The sequence below is a fragment of the Rhizobium sp. KNZ2-6A genome (assembly GCF_056755475.1).
Map to the genome: position 1 here is coordinate 118076 of NZ_JBNDIC010000014.1, position 17592 is coordinate 135667.

15 protein-coding genes, 2 pseudogenes and 1 other annotated feature are annotated in these 17592 nt (G+C 58.1%); of the genes and pseudogenes, 6 read left to right on the forward strand and 11 right to left on the reverse strand.

The window, feature by feature from the left end:
• Window positions 1-224: 224 nt before the first annotated feature.
• Window positions 225-1085, reverse strand: coding sequence for a sugar phosphate isomerase/epimerase family protein (locus ACPYOP_RS12535; protein ID WP_481410715.1), 861 nt, complete (start codon window positions 1083-1085; stop codon window positions 225-227).
• Between the two features lie 209 nt (window positions 1086-1294).
• Entirely contained in the window at window positions 1295-3172 is a 1878-nt protein-coding gene (locus ACPYOP_RS12540) for an adenine deaminase (protein ID WP_481410716.1), read from the reverse strand.
• A gap of 262 nt (window positions 3173-3434) precedes the next feature.
• Between ACPYOP_RS12540 and ACPYOP_RS12545 the strand changes: the two genes are divergently transcribed.
• From ACPYOP_RS12545 to ACPYOP_RS12560, 4 genes are read left to right on the forward strand one after another with little or no spacing between them, the layout of a single operon-like run.
• Complete coding sequence (locus tag ACPYOP_RS12545; RefSeq protein ID WP_481410717.1) at window positions 3435-4472, forward strand: ABC transporter substrate-binding protein; 1038 nt, start codon at window positions 3435-3437, stop codon at window positions 4470-4472.
• A gap of 46 nt (window positions 4473-4518) precedes the next feature.
• Window positions 4519-5343, forward strand: coding sequence for an ABC transporter permease (locus ACPYOP_RS12550; RefSeq protein ID WP_481410718.1), 825 nt, complete (start codon window positions 4519-4521; stop codon window positions 5341-5343).
• Entirely contained in the window at window positions 5343-6134 is a 792-nt protein-coding gene (locus tag ACPYOP_RS12555) for an ABC transporter permease (RefSeq protein WP_481410735.1), read from the forward strand. The genes ACPYOP_RS12550 and ACPYOP_RS12555 overlap by 1 nt, the downstream gene beginning before the upstream one ends.
• Window positions 6135-6140: 6 nt before the next feature.
• A complete protein-coding gene (locus ACPYOP_RS12560; protein ID WP_481410719.1) occupies window positions 6141-7199 on the forward strand; it encodes an ABC transporter ATP-binding protein in 1059 nt (352 codons plus the stop codon).
• 275 nt (window positions 7200-7474) lie between these two features.
• Here ACPYOP_RS12560 and ACPYOP_RS12565 read toward each other — a convergent pair whose 3' ends face one another.
• The 5 genes and pseudogenes from ACPYOP_RS12565 to ACPYOP_RS12585 all read right to left on the reverse strand — a co-directional run bounded on the left by ACPYOP_RS12565 (window position 7475) and on the right by ACPYOP_RS12585 (window position 11664).
• Window positions 7475-7657: a hypothetical protein gene (locus ACPYOP_RS12565; RefSeq protein WP_481410720.1), complete on the reverse strand. Its 183-nt coding sequence runs from the start codon at window positions 7655-7657 to the stop codon at window positions 7475-7477.
• Between the two features lie 194 nt (window positions 7658-7851).
• Window positions 7852-8913, reverse strand: coding sequence for an acyltransferase family protein (locus tag ACPYOP_RS12570; protein ID WP_481410721.1), 1062 nt, complete (start codon window positions 8911-8913; stop codon window positions 7852-7854).
• A gap of 904 nt (window positions 8914-9817) precedes the next feature.
• Window positions 9818-10453 carry an NrsF family protein gene (locus tag ACPYOP_RS12575; protein WP_481410722.1) on the reverse strand — a complete coding sequence of 212 codons (636 nt, stop codon included), beginning with the start codon at window positions 10451-10453 and terminating at the stop codon, window positions 9818-9820.
• Between the two features lie 30 nt (window positions 10454-10483).
• Window positions 10484-11114, reverse strand: a pseudogene (locus ACPYOP_RS12580) (NrsF family protein).
• Window positions 11101-11664 carry a sigma-70 family RNA polymerase sigma factor gene (locus tag ACPYOP_RS12585; protein ID WP_481410723.1) on the reverse strand — a complete coding sequence of 188 codons (564 nt, stop codon included), beginning with the start codon at window positions 11662-11664 and terminating at the stop codon, window positions 11101-11103. Before ACPYOP_RS12585 ends, ACPYOP_RS12580 begins: the two are co-directional and overlap by 14 nt.
• 583 nt (window positions 11665-12247) lie before the next feature.
• On the opposite strand from ACPYOP_RS12585, the gene ACPYOP_RS12590 reads away from it, so the two are divergent.
• Together ACPYOP_RS12590 and ACPYOP_RS12595 are read left to right on the forward strand one after the other, a co-directional pair.
• Window positions 12248-13231 carry a DapH/DapD/GlmU-related protein gene (locus ACPYOP_RS12590; protein ID WP_481410724.1) on the forward strand — a complete coding sequence of 328 codons (984 nt, stop codon included), beginning with the start codon at window positions 12248-12250 and terminating at the stop codon, window positions 13229-13231.
• A 60-nt stretch (window positions 13232-13291) separates the two neighbouring features.
• Window positions 13292-14520, forward strand: a protein-coding gene (locus ACPYOP_RS12595) for an IS3 family transposase (RefSeq protein ID WP_481410725.1) whose coding sequence is annotated in 2 segments (ribosomal slippage) — window positions 13292-13583 and window positions 13583-14520 — 1230 coding nt in all. Because the reading frame shifts where the segments join, the coding sequence is not laid out codon by codon here.
• Window positions 13573-13689 (forward strand) — a sequence feature (AL1L pseudoknot). (Overlaps the previous gene by 117 nt.)
• 39 nt (window positions 14521-14559) lie before the next feature.
• Here the strand turns inward: ACPYOP_RS12595 and ACPYOP_RS12600 are convergent.
• From ACPYOP_RS12600 to ACPYOP_RS12615, 4 genes and pseudogenes are all read right to left on the reverse strand, one after another.
• Window positions 14560-15309 (reverse strand): annotated as a pseudogene (locus tag ACPYOP_RS12600) (IS1595 family transposase); the annotation flags it as partial.
• Window positions 15310-15523: 214 nt separating this feature from the next.
• The gene (locus tag ACPYOP_RS12605; protein WP_481410726.1) at window positions 15524-16159 is read right to left on the reverse strand and encodes an NrsF family protein; all 636 of its coding nucleotides are present in this window, start codon (window positions 16157-16159) and stop codon (window positions 15524-15526) included.
• Complete coding sequence (locus tag ACPYOP_RS12610) at window positions 16156-16713, reverse strand: sigma-70 family RNA polymerase sigma factor (RefSeq protein ID WP_481410727.1); 558 nt, start codon at window positions 16711-16713, stop codon at window positions 16156-16158. Before ACPYOP_RS12610 ends, ACPYOP_RS12605 begins: the two co-directional genes overlap by 4 nt.
• Before the next feature lie 106 nt (window positions 16714-16819).
• Window positions 16820-17428 carry a TetR/AcrR family transcriptional regulator gene (locus tag ACPYOP_RS12615; protein ID WP_481410728.1) on the reverse strand — a complete coding sequence of 203 codons (609 nt, stop codon included), beginning with the start codon at window positions 17426-17428 and terminating at the stop codon, window positions 16820-16822.
• Window positions 17429-17592: the final 164 nt, after the last annotated feature.

Sequence of the window (17592 nt, forward strand, 5' to 3'; positions counted from 1 at the left end):
GCCTCTTCCATCTTCCAGACACCCACAAACCCCATGTCACCGAGGTTCCCCTTTATCGAAAGCTGGAAACATTGCACCGAAGATCATAGTCGACCCGGCGTCTGTACGACGACAAGCTATTATTTAACTATTTCTAATATGTTAAATAGCGAGCCACGGCAAAGTCAACTGCTGTAGCGCCTTCTTATATGAAACTAAGCTAAAATATTAGTAAACTTCAACAACTATTCACTGCGCGGCGCCTGGAACCACCATCCATTATGCTGTGCGGACTGCACGGCCAAATCCAGGGACGGCAAATCCGGATGCCATAGTCTTTCCCATTCCAGGCTCATGACACCAGTATAATTATCTGTGGCAAGCACCGTGCGCAGCGAAGCCATGGGGAATTCGCCCTCTCCCGGCAGAACATAGCTATAGGGCAGCCTCGGTCCCGGCTTGGAGATACTGTCCTTCACGTGAAGATGCCGGGTATTGTTGCGAACCTGCTTCCAGGTCTTGATGGGATCTTGCCCGCCCTTGCGCCAGGTATGATGTGTGTCCCAAAGAAGCACACAATCGGGCGCCATTTCGAGGAAACGGGGAATGGCATCCGGCAGCGCGAGGAAATCATGTGTCTCGATGATCATGTCGGCACGGAACCCTTCGCGCCTAGCGGTCTCGCGCCACCATTGCAGCGTCGACAGCGCTTCCGCCATTTCGCCCTTGTCACCGGTTTCGCCGCCATCGAAAACCCGCAGCGACCTGACGCCGGCCGCCTCCGCCCAGGGAAGATAGCGCAGGAACTCCTCCTTCGCCTGCGCTGTCGCACCGACAAGACGCAGCGAGGTATTGAAGGCGCATAGGCTTACCGGAGACGCTTTCAGTGCCTTGGCCAGACCAGCGGGAGAACCGAACCTGTCGGTGAAATGGGCGACAAGGTCGATCGTGCCGCCGAGAGCACGGATTTCGATGGCATCCAGGCCGTGGCGTGCCGCCAAACCGAGAGCTTCGTCCAGTTCGAATTCCGCACATCCCAGCGTGGAAAACGCCGACATGATCCGCGGCACCTCGTTGTTAACGGCAACCACTGTTCCCTCCTCCATCTGGTTTCCGATAGCGCCCGCCTATGTGCGTCGACGGTTATCCTTCGCTCTCTTGCACAGTCGCAAGGCGGCACAAGTAACCAAACGGATAATTAAGGAGCGTGCTCAAGCCGTCAAGGCTCGATCATCCACAGGCTTGCGCGATGAGGCAAGTCCACCCAAACGATGTTCAAGGGATCGGATATCCAATCAAATGCCAGCGGATATCCTTACCAAACGATCGGATGGGCTTCCCCGCTCGCGACATTGACGAAGCCTTCCGACGCCCTTTCGGAGGGAGCGACGAGAACCCAGCGCCAGGGAGCACAGGTGAGCGTCGCAAAGGAAAGCCGCTCGGGAAAGCCCGGCCACCAGCGCGGCGAGAAGGTCGGCTCATACATCCAGTCGATCTCGGCTCCGGCCTTATAAAGCGCCTGCATCTCCGCATCCAGCTCTTCCGCCGATCGCGCCGTCATCAGGCCGCCGACTTCATAGCGGACGCGGGCGACGACCTTGCCACCTGAGACCAGCACCCAGCCGCCCTGCTGCTCCTTCAGCGCATTGGCGACCATGGCCATGGCTTCATCGGAGGAGCCGACGACCCAGATATTGTGCTTGTCATGGCCAAGCGTGGCGCCGAGCGCGGTATCCGGCGTGCGCGGACCCGTGCCCAGCCAGAACATACGGGCGACTTTGGCCTCGCCGGAAAAGCGGTCGACGATCGCGAACTTCGTGACGTTGCGATCATGATCGCGCTGGACAGCGCCATCGCGGACAGGCAGATCCATGGTGATGAAATCATCGGCCCAATGGAATGGCCGCAGCAGCGCCGCCTTCGCCGTGGCTGCATCCGACGGGGCGGCAATCCGGAAATCTTCCGCCTTGACGATCCGGTCGATGCGAACCGTCTTCGTTGCCCAGTCCGGCCAGTAGATCTCAGGCCGGACGCCGACAAAGGCCTTGCCTTCGGATGCCGGCCTGCCGTCAGCCCAGACTTTTGCAATCGACAGCGTCTTTACATCATCAAGAAGAACGATATCGGCGAAGCGGCCGGGTGCAATCGAGCCAACCCAGGGCGTGAGACGCATGTGGCGGGCGGGATTGATGGTCACGCATTGAATGGCGATTTCGGGCGCCAGTCCATTCTCGATCGCCAGCCGGACATTGTAATCCGTAGCACCCATCTTCAGCGTATCGCTGGCGCTGCGATCATCGGTGACGAAGGCGATCTGCGACCAGTCGGACAAGCCCTTGTCGATCAGCCCCCTGATCACCTCAGGCAGGGAATGCGGCCTAAGCTCGATGAACAGGCCATGCGTCAGTTTTTCCCAGATCTCGTCGAGGAACCAGCCCTCGTGGTCAGAGGCGAGGCCCGCGCCGGCAAAGGCATTGATCGACGCCAGATCGCGCAGGCCGGCACCATGACCCTCGACGACGCCGCGCTGCTCGAACGTGGCGCGGATCATGCCCCAGAGGCGATCGTAAGCCGGATTCTCCGGATTGCTGACCGAGGGCCAGTCCATGACCTCGTCGAGGCCGGCGACCATCAGGCTTTCACTGAGAAAGGCCTTCTGCTCGTCATAGCCGAAATGACCGCCACCCCATTCATAAGCGGTCGGCGGCACGGCCGATCCCGGCAGGGGAAATATCTTCATCGGCGATCCCAGGCGGCGGGCCTCCAGCCAGAATTCCAGATTGCGGGCACCGTTTACATTGGAGAATTCATGGCTCGCCTCGCAGGTCCAGGTGACGCCATGCGGCATGACCAGCGCCGCTTCCCATTCCGGCGTCAGATGCGAGCTTTCGATATGCTTGTGAGCCTCGCCGAATCCGGGAACGGCCGCCAGATGCGGCTCGTGTACGCGCTCGCTGACCTCGCCCTTGTAACTGCCGGCCGGGCCGACATAGGCGATCCGCCTGCCCTTGATGACGATTTCCTGATCTTCCAACCAGATGCGGCTATGCACATCCAAAAGCTTGCCGACACGCAGCAGGCGATCGGCTGGCCGGCGGCCGAGCGCGGTCAGCGTCAGATCCTGACGGATCAGCACCTCGTCCGCCGCATTGACAAGCAGATCATTGGGAAGGGTTGTTTGCGGGGATGTCATGAAAAGCATGCCTGCCAAAAAAATCGTTCAGCCGAGGATAGAGATGGGGGACCGGCCTGTAAAGCCGGCTGGCTCGTTCGCGGGAAGCCGAATGATCTCAAGCATTTGCAACAACGAAGAACTGCAGCAGGATTTTCATCCCACCAAAGGCAAAAACCACCGCCCTGCCCATTTGTTGGGCTTGTAAAGCCGGTGCTCGAAAAATAGTATCCTGCAAGCTTGAAACATATGCCCGATTTCATTGACCAAAAGGATTTCGAGAATGAAAGGCCTCAACTTTGCCCGCGCCGCGGGATTTGCCATTCTTGCCGCAGCGACCGCCATGCCGGCCTACGCCCAGGCAAAGACGCTGACCATTTCCTGGTGGGGCTATAATGGCGAGAAGATGCAGGCCAACATCATCGAGCCGTTCAAGAAGATCTGCGGCTGCGACGTCGTCTTCGAAACCGGCAACAATGCCGATCGCCTAAACAAGCTGAAGCTGCGCGGCGGTAAGGGTGTCGACGTCATCTATCTCACAGACAGCTATTCGCAGCTCGGCATCCAGCAGGGTCTCTTCCAGGAAGTCGACCGCAGCAAGCTCCCCAACCTTACCGACCTCTACGACATCGCTCGTGCGCCGCAAGGCAATTATGGCCCGGCCTACACGATCGGCCGCATTGGTATCGTCTACGATACGGCGAAGGTTGCTACGCCGATCACTTCCTGGAACGATCTCTGGCGCGACGACCTGAAGGGTGCGGTTTCGCTTCCCGGCATCACAACGACAGGTGGGCCGCTGACGGTGCTCGAAGCCGGCAAGCATGCCGGCGCCGATTCTTACGAGGATGCCGATAAGGCCTTCGAAGCCATCGAGGCGCTGAAGCCGAATGTCGTCAAGAACTACAATACCGGCTCCGAACTGGTGAACCTGATCTCGACAGGCGAGGCCAAGGTGGCGATAACACAGGACTTTGTTCTGACATCGCTGCGATCAGCGGTTCCGACGATGGCCTGGGCCGATCTGAAGGAGGGCGATATCGCCGTGCTCAATACGGCCAATATCCCCAAGGGCTCCGAAAACGTCGAGCTTGCGCACCAGTTCATCAATTTCATCCTGTCGAAGGACGTGCAGCAGGCGGAAGCCGAACAGGGTGTCGATGCTCCGGTGTCGACCAAGGTCGTGCTGCCGCCGGAAAAGGCCAGGCTCTGGACCTACGGCGCCGAGATGATCGCCAAGCTCAGCCGCATCGACTATCAGAAGCTGATCGAAGCGCAATCGGGCTGGGTCGACCGCTGGAACGAGATCTTCGGCATGTAACAGGGCATGCCGCACGCTCCTGCGGCGTTCTCACGGAATTCGGTTGATGAAGCATTTGATGAAATGGGGTTTGGCGACGCCGGCAATCCTGGCCGTAGCGCTATTCCTGCTCGTTCCCGTCATCATTACGATCGCGGCGACCTTCGGCGAAGCCAAGGGGGTATTTTCTCCCTATATCGCCTTCTTTTCCAGCGGCTTTCGCCGCACGGTCCTCTTCAGGACCATCGAGGTCGCCCTGATCACCACGGCGATCTCTTTGATCATCGGCTTCATCGCCGCCTATGTGATCGCGCAGACGCCGGGCCGCGCCAAAAGCCTGATGATCATCGCCGCCGTGTTCCCCTTGTTGACGGGCGTCGTCGTGCGCTCCTTTGCCTGGCTGATCATTCTTGGCAAGAACGGCATTCTCAACACCATACTACTGTCGATCGGCATCATCGGCGAGCCGCTCTCGATGCTCTATACCGAAGGCTCCGTCATCGTCGCGATGGTCTATCTCTTCGTGCCCCTGATGATCCTGACGCTTGTCGGCGTGCTCGAGGGCATACCGAAGGATCTCATCCAGGCGGCGACGTCGCTGGGGGCCACGCCGGCCGCAACCTTCCGCCAGGTTATCCTGCCGCTTGCCACACCCGGTCTTATCGTCGGCGCCGTGCTGGTTTTCACCGGCAGTTTCACCTCCTATGCCACGCCGCAGCTGCTCGGCGGCGAAAAGCAAATGATGATGGGCACATTCCTCTACCAACGCGCCATGGTCACCTTCGACTGGGTCGGCGCCTCGACGGTCGCGGCCATCATGGTCGTCGTGACGATCGGGATCGTCGCAATCATGAGCCGTCTCGCCCGGCGGCTGAACCCGATGGCGGTGTGATCATGACTAGATCCATCCACCCCGCGCTCATCGCCTTCACCGCCCTTGTCTTCCTGTTCCTGCTGGCGCCTCTCGTCATCATCATCGGCTCGGCCTTCAGCGACACGACCTACCTTACTTTCCCGCCGCAGGGGCTGACGCTGCGCTGGTTCTCGAACATCTTCCAGATTGAGGCCTTCCGCACGACGGCGATCACCAGCCTGGAACTGGCCTTCCTCGGAACGGCGCTTTCTCTGCTGATCGGCACCCCGGCCGCTTATGCCATCAGCCGGTACAGGGTCGAGCTGCCGCGCTGGCTTTCGACGTTCTTCGTCCTGCCGATCCTCGTTCCGGAAATCGTCTTCGGCTTCTCGCTGATGAAATCGATCACAATCGGGCTCGGGCTGCCGATCTTCCCGAGCCTCTTGATCGGTCATGCGCTGCTGGTGCTGCCCTATTCCGTGCGCGTCGTCAGCGCCAGCCTCGCGAGCTTCGACTTCTCGATCGAGGAAGCCGCGATCAGCCTCGGTTGCCCGCCCCTGAAGGCCTTCCTGACGGTGGTGCTGCCGAACATCCGCGCCGGCGTCATTGCCGCCTTCATCCTCGCTTTCATCACCTCGATCAACGATGTCTCCGTCTCGGTCTTCCTGACCGGACCTGGCATATCCACCCTTCCGATCCAGATCCTTGCCCATATGGAGCAGTTCTTCGACCCGACCATCGCCTCGGTTTCCGTGCTGCTGATGCTCGTGACCGTCGGTGTCATGGCGATCGTCGAAGCCACCCTGGGTCTCACCTTCCTAACAAAGTAGCCGCCCGTGACCGTATCGCTCTCCATCGATTCCATCAGCGCCCATTACGGCAAGACGGCCGTCCTGCAGGATCTTTCGCTTTCCGTCGCGGCCGGCGAGCTGGTCTCGCTGCTCGGCTCGAGCGGCTGCGGCAAGACGACGACGCTGCGGCTCGTCGCCGGTTTCCTGCAGCCGACGAGCGGCACCATCAAGCTTGGCGACCGCGACCTGACGTTGCTGCCGGCACACGCCAGGGATATCGGCCTAGTGTTCCAGAATTATGCGCTGTTTCCGCATCTGACCGTGCTCGAAAACGTCGCCTTCGGCCTGAAGCAGCGCCGCATCCCGACACAGGAGCGCCGGAAGAAGGCGGCCAGCATGCTGGAACGCGTCGGCCTTTCCGGCCTCGGCGACCGCCTTCCCTCGGCACTCTCCGGCGGTCAAAAGCAGCGCGTCGCGCTGGCGCGGGCGCTCGTCATCGAGCCACCGCTCCTGATGTTCGACGAGCCGCTTTCCAATCTCGATGCCAAGCTCAGGGTCGATATGCGCGTCGAAATCCGCCAGCTGCAGCGCGCCAACGGCACGACCTCGCTTTACGTGACGCATGATCAGGAGGAAGCCTTCTCAATCTCCGATCGTGTCGCCATCATGAATGCCGGCCGCATCATGCAGCTCGATACGCCGGAGATCCTCTACCGCAAACCAGCCAACAGCTTCGTCGCCCGCTTCGTCGGCTTCGAAAACCTGCTGTCGCTGCGAGTGGTTGAGCGCGACGGGGCCTTGATCGTGGCCGAGGCCACAGGCGGCGCCAGGATCGTGCTGTCTCAGGAAGATTTCGGCCCCATTGCGGACAGCTTCGTTCTCGGCTGCCGCGCGGACGGTCTTTCGGTTCGAGGTGAGGGCAACGGCCTGCCGGCGATTTTGGGAACACGCACCTATCTCGGCCGCGCCTATCAGTATCAGTGCGACACGGCGGCCGGTGCTATCATCGCCAATGGCGCATTGTCGGAGCCGATGGCGGCGGGAAGCAGCGCCGTGCTCATGCCTGTACCCGAGCAATGCTGCATACTTGCTCCGGAGGGATAGTCGCGCGGCGCGTTGCCATCGCGGGTGAACCGGTTACCAGATACAAAAGCTCGCTTGGCGCGGGCTTTCTATCGGTTTTGTGTTCAGACTTTATCCTGTTCGTGAGCCCAGAGCGACGACAACAAGGAATGATGTGCGGTTCGCAGTCGGTTGCCGGTTACCCTAGAGCCGGATGATTTTAGGTCGAATCGACCTAAAATCTGAATCCGCTCTAGAATCAAAGAGGTAGAGCATGATGTCGCCCGAAAACCGATCACACTTTTCGGCATCATGCTCTAGTCACTTTCGGTACGAGTTTGCCGCACGTCCTTCACATTGGTGCGGTCGCTATGCTCCTGCTTCTCCTTTCTGTTGCGACGCAGATCCCTAAATTGCCGCAGGACAAGGCCAGCCGCACCAAGGCTGCCAATAACGGCGACCACGACCTCGAAATCCCAAGCCATTGCCTTGCCAATCATTCAAGCGGGTTTAATCCAACAACAAGCGATCGTTAGCGGCACTAGAGCAATTCCTGGAAAAGTGCGCAGCGGTTTTCCGTCCGGAATGCGTAGCAAAACAATAAGATAGGGCGTTTTCGCGATTCGAAGAAAAGCGGAAATGCTCTAGGCCGCTGGCCACTCAGTGCATTGCAGCTTCAGGTCATCCCCACAGATTAGCCTCCGCCCCTCTCCACCAGGACGCGAGAACGGCCATTCCAAAATGCCACCATATGCGCGGCGAAGAGAAGGGCCGCCGTGCCGACCATCTGGGCGGCTGGTCCTGCCGCACCGATCTCGCGACAAAGGAACTGAAAAACAGAAAGCAGGGGGTAGTGCACAACATAGAGCGGATAAGAAATTGCTCCGAGCCAACGCGCCAGCGCTTGCAACTTCGTCGGCACTTCGAGTGCGATGGACCAGACGAGCAACATGGGTAAGGTCAACAGCGCGACGTCGGTGCTGGCCCTCGTTTGATAGAAAATCAACATAAGCCAAACAGGCGGCAATAATGCGAGCCAGGTCTGCCAGCGGGGCCTGACGCCAAGGCGCGCCAGCAACACACCGAAAGGAAAGGCAAAGCCAAGCCGCGCCAAGCCGATATGGATGGTGTTCCATGTGCTGCCGCCATTCAGATCGTCACCCGAGATCAGCAGCGCAGCACCCGAAACCGCAATCGTTGCCAACAGCACCGGTGCTGTCAGGTAGCGTCGACACGCTCCATAAAGGAAGTAGGCGGTAAATTCCAGGAAGAGCGTCCAGCACGGAACGTTTACCGGAAAATAATCGCCGGCAACAGGCGCGGGCAGGATTGCCAGATTGAGCGGAACGACCCATGCCGGTGGACGGTCGACGCCCACAAACACCTTCGCTGCTATTACGGAGGCACCAAGGAAAATGCCAACGAGAAAAACCGGATAGAGCCGCTCAAGCCGTGTGACGACGAAGCGCGACGTCGTCATGCCGGTCATGAATCTTGGACCGTAAACCACTTCGGTGACAAAGCCCGACAGCGCGAAGAAGAAGTCCACTGCCAGATAGCCGAACGGCGCAACATGCCAAATCAAGCCCATATGAAAATGCACGACTGCGATCGCGGCAAGGCCGCGTATCGCGTCCAACGAATGATACCGCATTTGGGAAAGCCCTCCTCCCAATTCTCCTCTGTCATCTTCTATTGGTAGGCATTCTTTGATGAGATGCAGATTAGCCGGCGCGCGGCCCAAGCGGGCAGCCACGCTCACTCGCTCCCGACATGAGTGTTCCAGACATTATTTTAGATTGCGTAATATGGCGTCGTTGATGGTGCCATCATCGGGCAGCGCTCTCTAAACGGCTTATAGTCGTCCACTTAGAGTGTACTCTGCTCACCCTCCCGCCCCCTCGGTCGCGCGGCTGCGAGGATAATGTAACGTTTTAGATTTGCCAATATATTTATGTACAATTTTTCCTATCATGATTCCAAGGCGGCTATGCGCTATTTTTTGCAATAATTTTAAATCCTATTCCCCATAAGGTTTTAATAGATCTGCACACAATCGGATATCTTTCCCCATTTAATCAACGAGATATTATAGTCGATACGGCAAGCGCCTCGAAACTAACCTTATAATTCAACTTATGCTTGGAACAACGAGGGGGGACTACTCTCCCTCCATGGTCTCGACAGACAAACCGGAAGCGCAATATCAGATTGCCCAGCTCATAAACTATTGAAGTTTCGGAGGATGTAATGGCAGATCGCGCCGTATCCGATATCGGCAAAAGCCATCGCCTCAGCCGACAGCCACAATACAAAAAGCCCGCTGAGTGCGGGCTTTTTTGTATTTGGTTGCGGGAGCCTGAGTGTACGGAGACTTGTAAAATTAGTCGAATTTGGAGGGTGTCTGAGGCGTAAGCAGATTTATGGAACTTAAGCGCTACCCGGAGCTTTGTAGTTCGCTCATACTGCCCACCTCATCTCAGAGCCGGTGAACACCTGGGAGGCGTGTTGCCCACCGGCAACTTGTTTGCGCCGCACCGCGAGCAAGACGGCTGGGCGAAGCCTTCGGCAACGTAAGAGGCGAACCTTCTGTGGAAAATTCCAGTTCCAAATGGCCTGATTTGGCAGAGGCACGTCACAGCTGAAGAGCCCGCAATCCTCTACCAGGTGAGCCAGCGTCTGCCCGCAAAATATCCGCAAAGCGTGACGAAGGCGATTGCGATGATATACCAACACGCCACGAAGAGAGGGCTATCGTCGGGGCAATGCCAGGCATAGATTGCAGCACCCACGCCACCCGCCGCCAGTCCCGCCGCAGCCCCTGCAAAGCCTGGTTTCTCGGGTGCGCCGCCCCTCAACGCCCAGAAAAGGACGACAAAAGGTGCCAGCGAGAGCAAGGGGATGAAAAACAGGCAGTAATTTGCATAGTCTCCTACCGTGCTCTCCTCCCATAAGCTCGATGGAAGAACGAAAAGTTCGGCGAAGACCCCGAGCATGAGCAGGCAGAGGGGTATGAGAAGCGCTTTCAGATAGGGCGAAAGGGCCACTCCGGGCTTCCCAACATTGAAGACGAGACTGGACGCGGTCACGGCCAGGATCAGCGTTACGGCGATCTTGAAGATTACCCGGGCGGTCTGAAGCGCGTCCCCCAAATCAGGCCGTATGCCGATGGTCGCGACAAGGATGGCGGCAGAGAGCGGCACACTGATTGCCAGCGCGACCCCAAGCGCTCGGCTAAGGCGAAGCCTTACCGGCGCGTCCTCTGCCAGGAGATCAATCAGATCATCGGTCTTCACGTCGTTTACTCCACTTAGCCAAAGCACTTATCACCAACGCAGCAGCCGGCGGCCGAGAAGATATCCGGCGAGCGCAACCATCGCGACTGCGATGGGATACCATAGAAGAACGAAGAGCGGGCCGTCTTCATCGCCATTTGATGCATAAAAAGTCGCCGAAATTCCCGCTGCAGCAAGTCCCGCGATCATTCCAGCGATACCTGGGTTGCCTGGAGCTCCTTGCCGCATGCCGTAAAGCAAGCAAGCGGGCCGACAGACAGGAGGGGGATGGTTGTCAGACAGTTCAGCGCATCTTGCCCGACTGCGCGGGCGATCCAGGTTTCAGTGGGCGTCACCGACAGCTCCAGCAGCGCCGCGACAATTAGCAACGCAGGTGACAGGAGCAGATCGGCCTGACCGTCCCGAGCGAAACGCCGGGCTTGCCCATCCTGAAGAACATCGCGGCGGACGATGCGGCAAGCGTCGAAGTCACCACGAACTTGAAGAGAAACCGGCCACTGGCCATTGCATCACCGACATCGTCCCGCAAGCCCAGCTGCGAAAAGAAGGCGATCCCGGCAATCAAAGTGCCGGCGATCGAGGCGTGGGCGAGCAGCTGGTTTAACGTCGGCTCCGGGCGAAGATCCTTCACCAGAAGATCGATTAGTTCACTCGTTTTCATGGTCACTCCGATAGACGGCCGAGAGCGCCTTGAGCGCACGATGCAATGACACACGCACAGCCACCTCGGACATGTTCAGCTGTGCGGCCGTCTCCCGCACACTGGCCCCTTCCATGGAAATGGAGCGGACGATCGTCCGCTGCGGGTGTTTCAGTCCATGGAGGATTTTCTCTACATCGAGGCGGTCGCTGATTTCCGACCCGTCCCCCATGCCAAGCGTCGCGGCGACATAGTGTATCGGGATAACCACATGCTTCCCGCGCTTGCGGAGAAAATCGATCAGCTTGTTGCGCACGATCGTCGATAACCATGGTCCAATTGGGCGATCCACGTCCCAGCTACCTCGCTTCAAATGGATCGTCAAAAGGACTTCCTGGACCGCGTCTTCAGCCTCGCTGGCCGGAATACTGAATTGATCGCAGCGTCTGCGTGCCATCGCGCGGAGATGCGGCGTCATGGCAGCGAGTACGTTGCGGTAGGCCTGCGTGTTGCCCGCCACCGCCGCCCGCGTCATCTCTGCCCATTCTTTTTCCCGGGCCGATTTTTGCATCCAATTTTCCTTTCTCTGAACCGCCCGCTAATTTGTTATATAGAATCCGGCATTTTCCGGAAAAGTTTGGTACGCGCGAACGAGAGTTGAGGCGGCAGTCCGTTATTGGATGGGAAGACTGGCATGCTGCGATCTTCCGATCAACAGTTTTATAACGAACATTCTAAAACGTTCCGCAGGGCGATGGCCTCGCCCTTGTCGCGGAGGGAGTGAGCAAAATTTCACTCTGCGCGTCTGAACCTCTCTAACGCCTTTACCAACTCATGGGGCATCGAGAAAAACGGCGAATGGTCACAATCTAGCTTCTCAGTCATTACGTTGGGAAATGGCGCTTGCATTGCTTTCTGCATGTCCAATGGAATGGCTCTTGAAATTTCTTCTCCGGCTCTCTGTCGCCTCCGACAACCAGCACCTTGGAAATATGATGGCGCTAAGCGGGTATCGCACGCCGGCCGGCGGGGGCACCCACTCCACCAGCCCAGTTCGAACTTAGTTATCCCGAAAAGCCGTTTCTGTAACGCTTGCAGCGGCCAGAACGTAGACGTGGATGTTCTGACTTGTTCCCTTTCCAAGGACCTTACTGATGTTACATCAAGACCACAACAAAAACGCCCTTAGAGGGGTGACCGCGATGGGCTTGGCAACGGTGGATGCCAACGGCCGTTTCATAGAGGCTCGATACTTAAAAATACGGCTTGACGAAGTCGATCAGACTTTGACTAAGCGCGTTGACGAAATTGACCTTTCGCAATTCCTTGGTCGATCCGTTTTCGGCATTACCCGATATGACGACAGACGCGATGTTCAAATCATCCCGATACAAACCACCATACGCGATCTTCGAGAGCAATCTGTGAGCCTCTGCGACGTGTATCTTCGCCTTCACCTTCTGAGTTCTCGTGTAGCAACACCTAGTCAAGTAAATCTCGCAGGCGTGCTCGACTTTTTCGTCAATGTGGCTTGGACCTCGTTGGGGCCTTGCTTGCCGGAACGCGTAGAGGGACTGAGACATAATGCATGGTTAGATGGGAGGGAGATCACGATAGGAGGTGTGTGGCCGTTTCCACGGATGACAGATTATGTGGTGCCTTGTGGGGTCAAAATCATGAACAGTGAGAACGTCCGCTTAGGTGCTTATTTGGCGAATGGGACGAATGTCCTAGGTGGCGGCTTTTGCAATACGGGATCTTCGACGCTTGGAGCGACAGCGGTTGAAGGTCGGCTTAGCCTGGGTGTCACCGTAGGGGAGGGATCGCATATCGGTGGCGGGGCATCGCTCATGGGAACGACGTCTGGTGGCGGCAAGCAGATCGTAAATATCGGTCGGAACTGTTTAGTAGGTGCCAACGCTGGTGTCGGCATTTCGTTAGGAGACAATTGCATTGTTGAAGCGGGGTGCTACGTGACGGCCGGTCTACCAGTGCACCTCGCTGATGGGCGAATTGTTAAGGCATCCGATTTGGCTGGAAAATCGGACTTGCTCTTTCGCCGCGACGCGTATCGCGGAATCGTAGAAGCTGTGCCATCGCCAGGCTGGTCGGGGCTGAATATGAAGCTCCACCAATAACGGCTAGTGAACCGCACCGGGTTTGCCGGAGGCTCCAACTTCTGAGAGAGTGGAGCCGATATGAGCAAGACAACGAACAAGTTTTCAGCTGAGGTCCGTGAGCGTGCGATCCGCATGGTTCTGGATCACGAGGCAGAACATCCGTCACGGTGGGCTGCTGTTTCATCTATCGCGGCGAAGATCAGCTGCTCTGCAGCCACGCTACATGAGTGGGTGAAGAAGACCGAGGTCGATAGCGGCAAACGAGCAGGACTGCCGAGTGACATGGCCGAGAAGATGAAGGCTCTGGAACGTGAGAACCGTGAGCTTCGCCAGGCGAACGAGATATTGCGAAAGGCGTCTGCGTATTTCGCCCAGGCGGAGCTCGACCGCCCCTTCAAACGATGATCTCGTTCATCGACGAACACCGTGGCGTGTTCGGGGTCGAGCCGATCTGCAGGCTTTTGCCGATTGCCCCGTCAACGTACTACGAGAATGTCGCCAAGCGCCTGGACGTGGATCGCCTGTCGATGCGCGCTCGCAGCGATATCGGCCTGAAGATCGAGATACGCCGGGTATTCAATGAGAACTTCCAGGTCTATGGCGTTCGCAAGGTCTGGCGACAATTGCAGCGGGAGGGCTTCGACGCCGCCCGTTGCACGGTCGCTCGGCTTATGAGGGTAATGGGGCTGCAGGGCATCATTCGCGGCAAACCGATCCGCACGACGATCAGCGACAAGGCCGCTCCATGCCCACTCGACCGGGTGAACCGACACTTCTGTGCGCCAGCGCCCAACATGTTGTGGCTTTCGGATTTCACCTATGTGGCGACGTGGCAGGGCTTCGTCTACGTGGCTTTCGTCATTGATGCTTTCGCTCGTCGTATCGTCGGCTGGCGGGCAAGCCGGACTGCTCATACGGGCTTTGTGCTCGATGCCCTCGATCAGGCACTGCATGATCGCCGGCCCATCCACCGTGGCGGGCTGGTTCATCATTCCGACCGCGGCTCGCAATATGTGTCCATTCGCTATTCCGAACGGCTGGCGGAGGCGGGCATCGAGCCGTCTGTCGGAAGCGTCGGCGACAGTTACGACAACGCTCTCGCCGAAACGATCAACGGTCTCTACAAGGCTGAGGTCATCCATCGGCGAGGACCGTGGCGAAACTTCGAAGCTGTGGAGTTCGCCACGCTCCAAAGGGTCGACTGGTTCAACAACCGCCGCCTTCTGGAGCCCATCGGCAAGATACCGCCAGCCGAAGCCGAAGAACGATATTACGCCAGGCTGGACGCACCGGCCATGGCCGCATAACTTAAACGAAATGGCCTCCGGCAAACCCGGTGCGGTTCAGTGGTTGACCGTCTCGTGTGTGGCAAAGCTTTCTCCGATGGCCACGAATGCTTTTGCCTCGTCACTCATCAAATGCGCATGAAGCTCAACTTGTGTTGCAATTGCGCCCACGGCAGCACGCAATGAAAGGCCGGTAACGCGGGCATCGCCCGCGGTGGAACCGGGGGTGACGTCTGCCGGTCGCTGCACGATCGCCATGATTGGCGTCTTTTCCGTTTTTGCCTGCCCCTTGCGGCCTCGCCCCGGCGGCGGTTCATCAGGCCGCTTTCTTGGCCTTCCACCAAGATAGAAATGGTCCACTTCGACCGTGCCGTCGAGCGTGTGTTCGCGCGCCGCCATCAGACGCAGCGCATGACCGATCCGCCAGGCAGTGGGTTGGCTCACCTCGAGTGTCTCGGCAAGACGGACCGAGGACAAGCCTTTGTCCGACTGCAGCAATAGCCACATCGCCTTTAGCCAGGTGCGCAAGGGAAGTTTTGTGGCGTGCAGGGGCGTGTGTGTTGTCACCGTGAACTGGAAACGGCAATCACCGCTGGAGCATTGATAGAGACCCGGCCGCGCACGGTGCTTGCCTATGTCGCGGCCTGCTATCGCGATCGAGCGCTTGTAACCACAGGCGGGGCAAACCCTCCCATTCGGCCATACCATGCTTTCCAGCAAACGCCGGCAATGCTCCTCCTCTCGGAACGCAGTGACCATGTCTTCAACTGTCCGAATATTGGAAAGCATCGCCAATATCATTTCAGACATAATTCATCTCCTTCGGAATGACCGAAGATCCGCATGGAAGACGCTATCTTACAACTAATTTGCTGTCTTTGGTTGATAAAGGCCGCGTACGATTTCGGACTGCTCTTGTTCTGGCCCCTACTTGCTGTTGCCGGCCTATGGACCGGGCGGGATTCAGCGACCTGCCGCGGCCTTGCTGACGGCGAAGAATACAGTGGGTGCGACCCTCCCGAACCTACCACCGCAACAACCTACGCCCAACCAGAGCGCCAAGCCCCGTAACGACCGATATGGCGATCGGGTACCAGAGCAGGACGAAGAGCGGGCTATCGTCGTCGCAGTTCGCGGCGTAGAACGTCGCCGCAATACCAGCTGACGCCAAACCCGCAACGGCCCCCGCAAGTCCTGGACGTGTCGGCGCCCCATGTCGTAGCGCAAAAAGAAAACAGGCAAGGGGACCTAGCGACAATGAAGGGATAATTGTCAGACAGAGTCTGGAATTGTGCCCGATCATCCGCGGCACCCAGGTTTCAGGGGGCATGACCAAAAGCTCGCACACTGCCGCGCCGACAGCCAATGCCAACGGTACCAGCAAGCCCCAGCCCCACCATCGCAACGGCACGCCGGGCTTTGCAATACGGTACATTACAAGGCTGCCGGTGATCGCGAGTGCGATCGTGATCACGAATTTGAACAGAAAGCGATCGGTGTCCATTGCAGTGTCGATATCTGACCGGAAACCGATTGCCGAGAAGAAGGCAATCGCGACGATCATGACGGCCGCGATGGTTGCCTGCTGGAGCATATGACTGAGGTTTAATCTGACCGGGGCGTCCTGTGCGAGCAGTTCTATGAGATTGTCCGTCTTCATTTCAGCGGCTCCGAATAAAGGGCCGACAGCGCCTTGAGCGCCCGGTGGAGCGACACACGCACCGCCACTTCCGTCATCTTCAGACGCTCTGCCGTCTCGCGGACGCTCGAACCTTCTATCGAAATGGATTGGACGATTGTTCGCTGAGGATCCTTCAGCCGGCCCAGTATCTGTTCGATGTCCATCCTGTCAGCGGCCCCTGATCCGTCATCGCTTTCGAGGATCGCAATCACGTCTTCGAGGGGAACGGCGGCGTGCTTGCCTCTACGCCGCAGACTGTCGATCAATTTGTTGCGCACGAGGGCGGCCATCCACGGGCCCAGGGGCCGGGATGGATCCCATGTGCCGCGCTTGAGATGGATAGCCAGCAACACTTCCTGAACCACGTCCTCAGCCTCACTTGCCGGCGCACCGAATTGTTCGCAGCGCTTGCGAGCGATCACGCGAAGATGAGGCGTGACGGCTGTCAGCAATCTGTGGTAGGCGCGCCCGTCGCCCGCGATCGCAGATCGCATCCAAGAGGCCCACTCTTCTTCGCGCGCCGAACTCTTCATCCGACATATTCCAGTTCGAAGAAAAGGCTCTGATCGTTACATGAGAGGACGGAAATTTCCTGCCAAGCTGCCGGGATACCTTGCATGCGGCGCCACTTGTTCATGGTCAAGCAGGTTCCGGTTGTTTGGTCGAATCGGGTTCAAGGAGCGCGAAAACGGGCTTTATCAAGCCTTCGAGTAACTCCTTTTCCGGACGCGTACGTGCCAGGACACGAATGCCAAGCAGCGTTCCAAGGAGGGTACCGGCAAGATCGGATGCGCGCTGGCGGTTGCCGATGGAGCCGTCTTCCTGGCCTCTTTCCACACAGCGCAGAAAGAAGGCCTCGACTTGCACAAGAACACCGGCGACGACACGCTGGAACTCTTCGTCGTGCGGGGCCACTTCAAGAGCGGAGTTGACGAGCATGCAACCCTTCCGCTTCGTATCGTTCAACGAGCGCTCGATGATTTCGCCAAAGAACGCACTGATCGCCTGCCGTGACGGTTTCGATTCGAAACGCCCGACCCGATCGACAAAGCTTTGTTCGACGTAAAAATCCAGCGCTCTTCGATAAACCGCCCGCTTGTCGCCGAATGCGTTGTAGATGCTGGCTGTCGTCAAGCCCATAGCAAGGGCGAGATCCCGGATCGAGGTCGCTTCGTATCCGCGTTCCCAGAACTGCTCCACGGCGAGCTCCAGCACCTTTTCTTCGTCAAATTCTCTCGGCCGGGCCATGTGTTTGTCTCTCGGGAATGTGATTATGGCTCCACGACAGCCGGGAACTTTCTGCGATACATTTTATAACGAGTGATTTAAAATGCAATCGTATGCCGCCCGGCACAGGCGTTTGTGCAATCGTACCAACGCGTCCAACATAAAGAGAGATGAACGACAATGGG

What these genes read in the sequence shown, in the direction of transcription:
- ACPYOP_RS12535 (WP_481410715.1), bottom strand. Translation starts at nt 1,085, where the DNA reads ATGGAGGAGGGAACAGTGGTTGCCGTTAACAACGAGGTGCCGCGGATC.
- ACPYOP_RS12540 (WP_481410716.1), bottom strand. Translation starts at nt 3,172, where the DNA reads ATGACATCCCCGCAAACAACCCTTCCCAATGATCTGCTTGTCAATGCG.
- ACPYOP_RS12545 (WP_481410717.1), top strand. Translation starts at nt 3,435, where the DNA reads ATGAAAGGCCTCAACTTTGCCCGCGCCGCGGGATTTGCCATTCTTGCC.
- ACPYOP_RS12550 (WP_481410718.1), top strand. Translation starts at nt 4,519, where the DNA reads ATGAAGCATTTGATGAAATGGGGTTTGGCGACGCCGGCAATCCTGGCC.
- ACPYOP_RS12565 (WP_481410720.1), bottom strand. Translation starts at nt 7,657, where the DNA reads ATGATTGGCAAGGCAATGGCTTGGGATTTCGAGGTCGTGGTCGCCGTT.
- ACPYOP_RS12585 (WP_481410723.1), bottom strand. Translation starts at nt 11,664, where the DNA reads ATGCAAAAATCGGCCCGGGAAAAAGAATGGGCAGAGATGACGCGGGCG.
- ACPYOP_RS12590 (WP_481410724.1), top strand. Translation starts at nt 12,248, where the DNA reads ATGTTACATCAAGACCACAACAAAAACGCCCTTAGAGGGGTGACCGCG.
- ACPYOP_RS12605 (WP_481410726.1), bottom strand. Translation starts at nt 16,159, where the DNA reads ATGAAGACGGACAATCTCATAGAACTGCTCGCACAGGACGCCCCGGTC.
- ACPYOP_RS12610 (WP_481410727.1), bottom strand. Translation starts at nt 16,713, where the DNA reads ATGAAGAGTTCGGCGCGCGAAGAAGAGTGGGCCTCTTGGATGCGATCT.
- ACPYOP_RS12615 (WP_481410728.1), bottom strand. Translation starts at nt 17,428, where the DNA reads ATGGCCCGGCCGAGAGAATTTGACGAAGAAAAGGTGCTGGAGCTCGCC.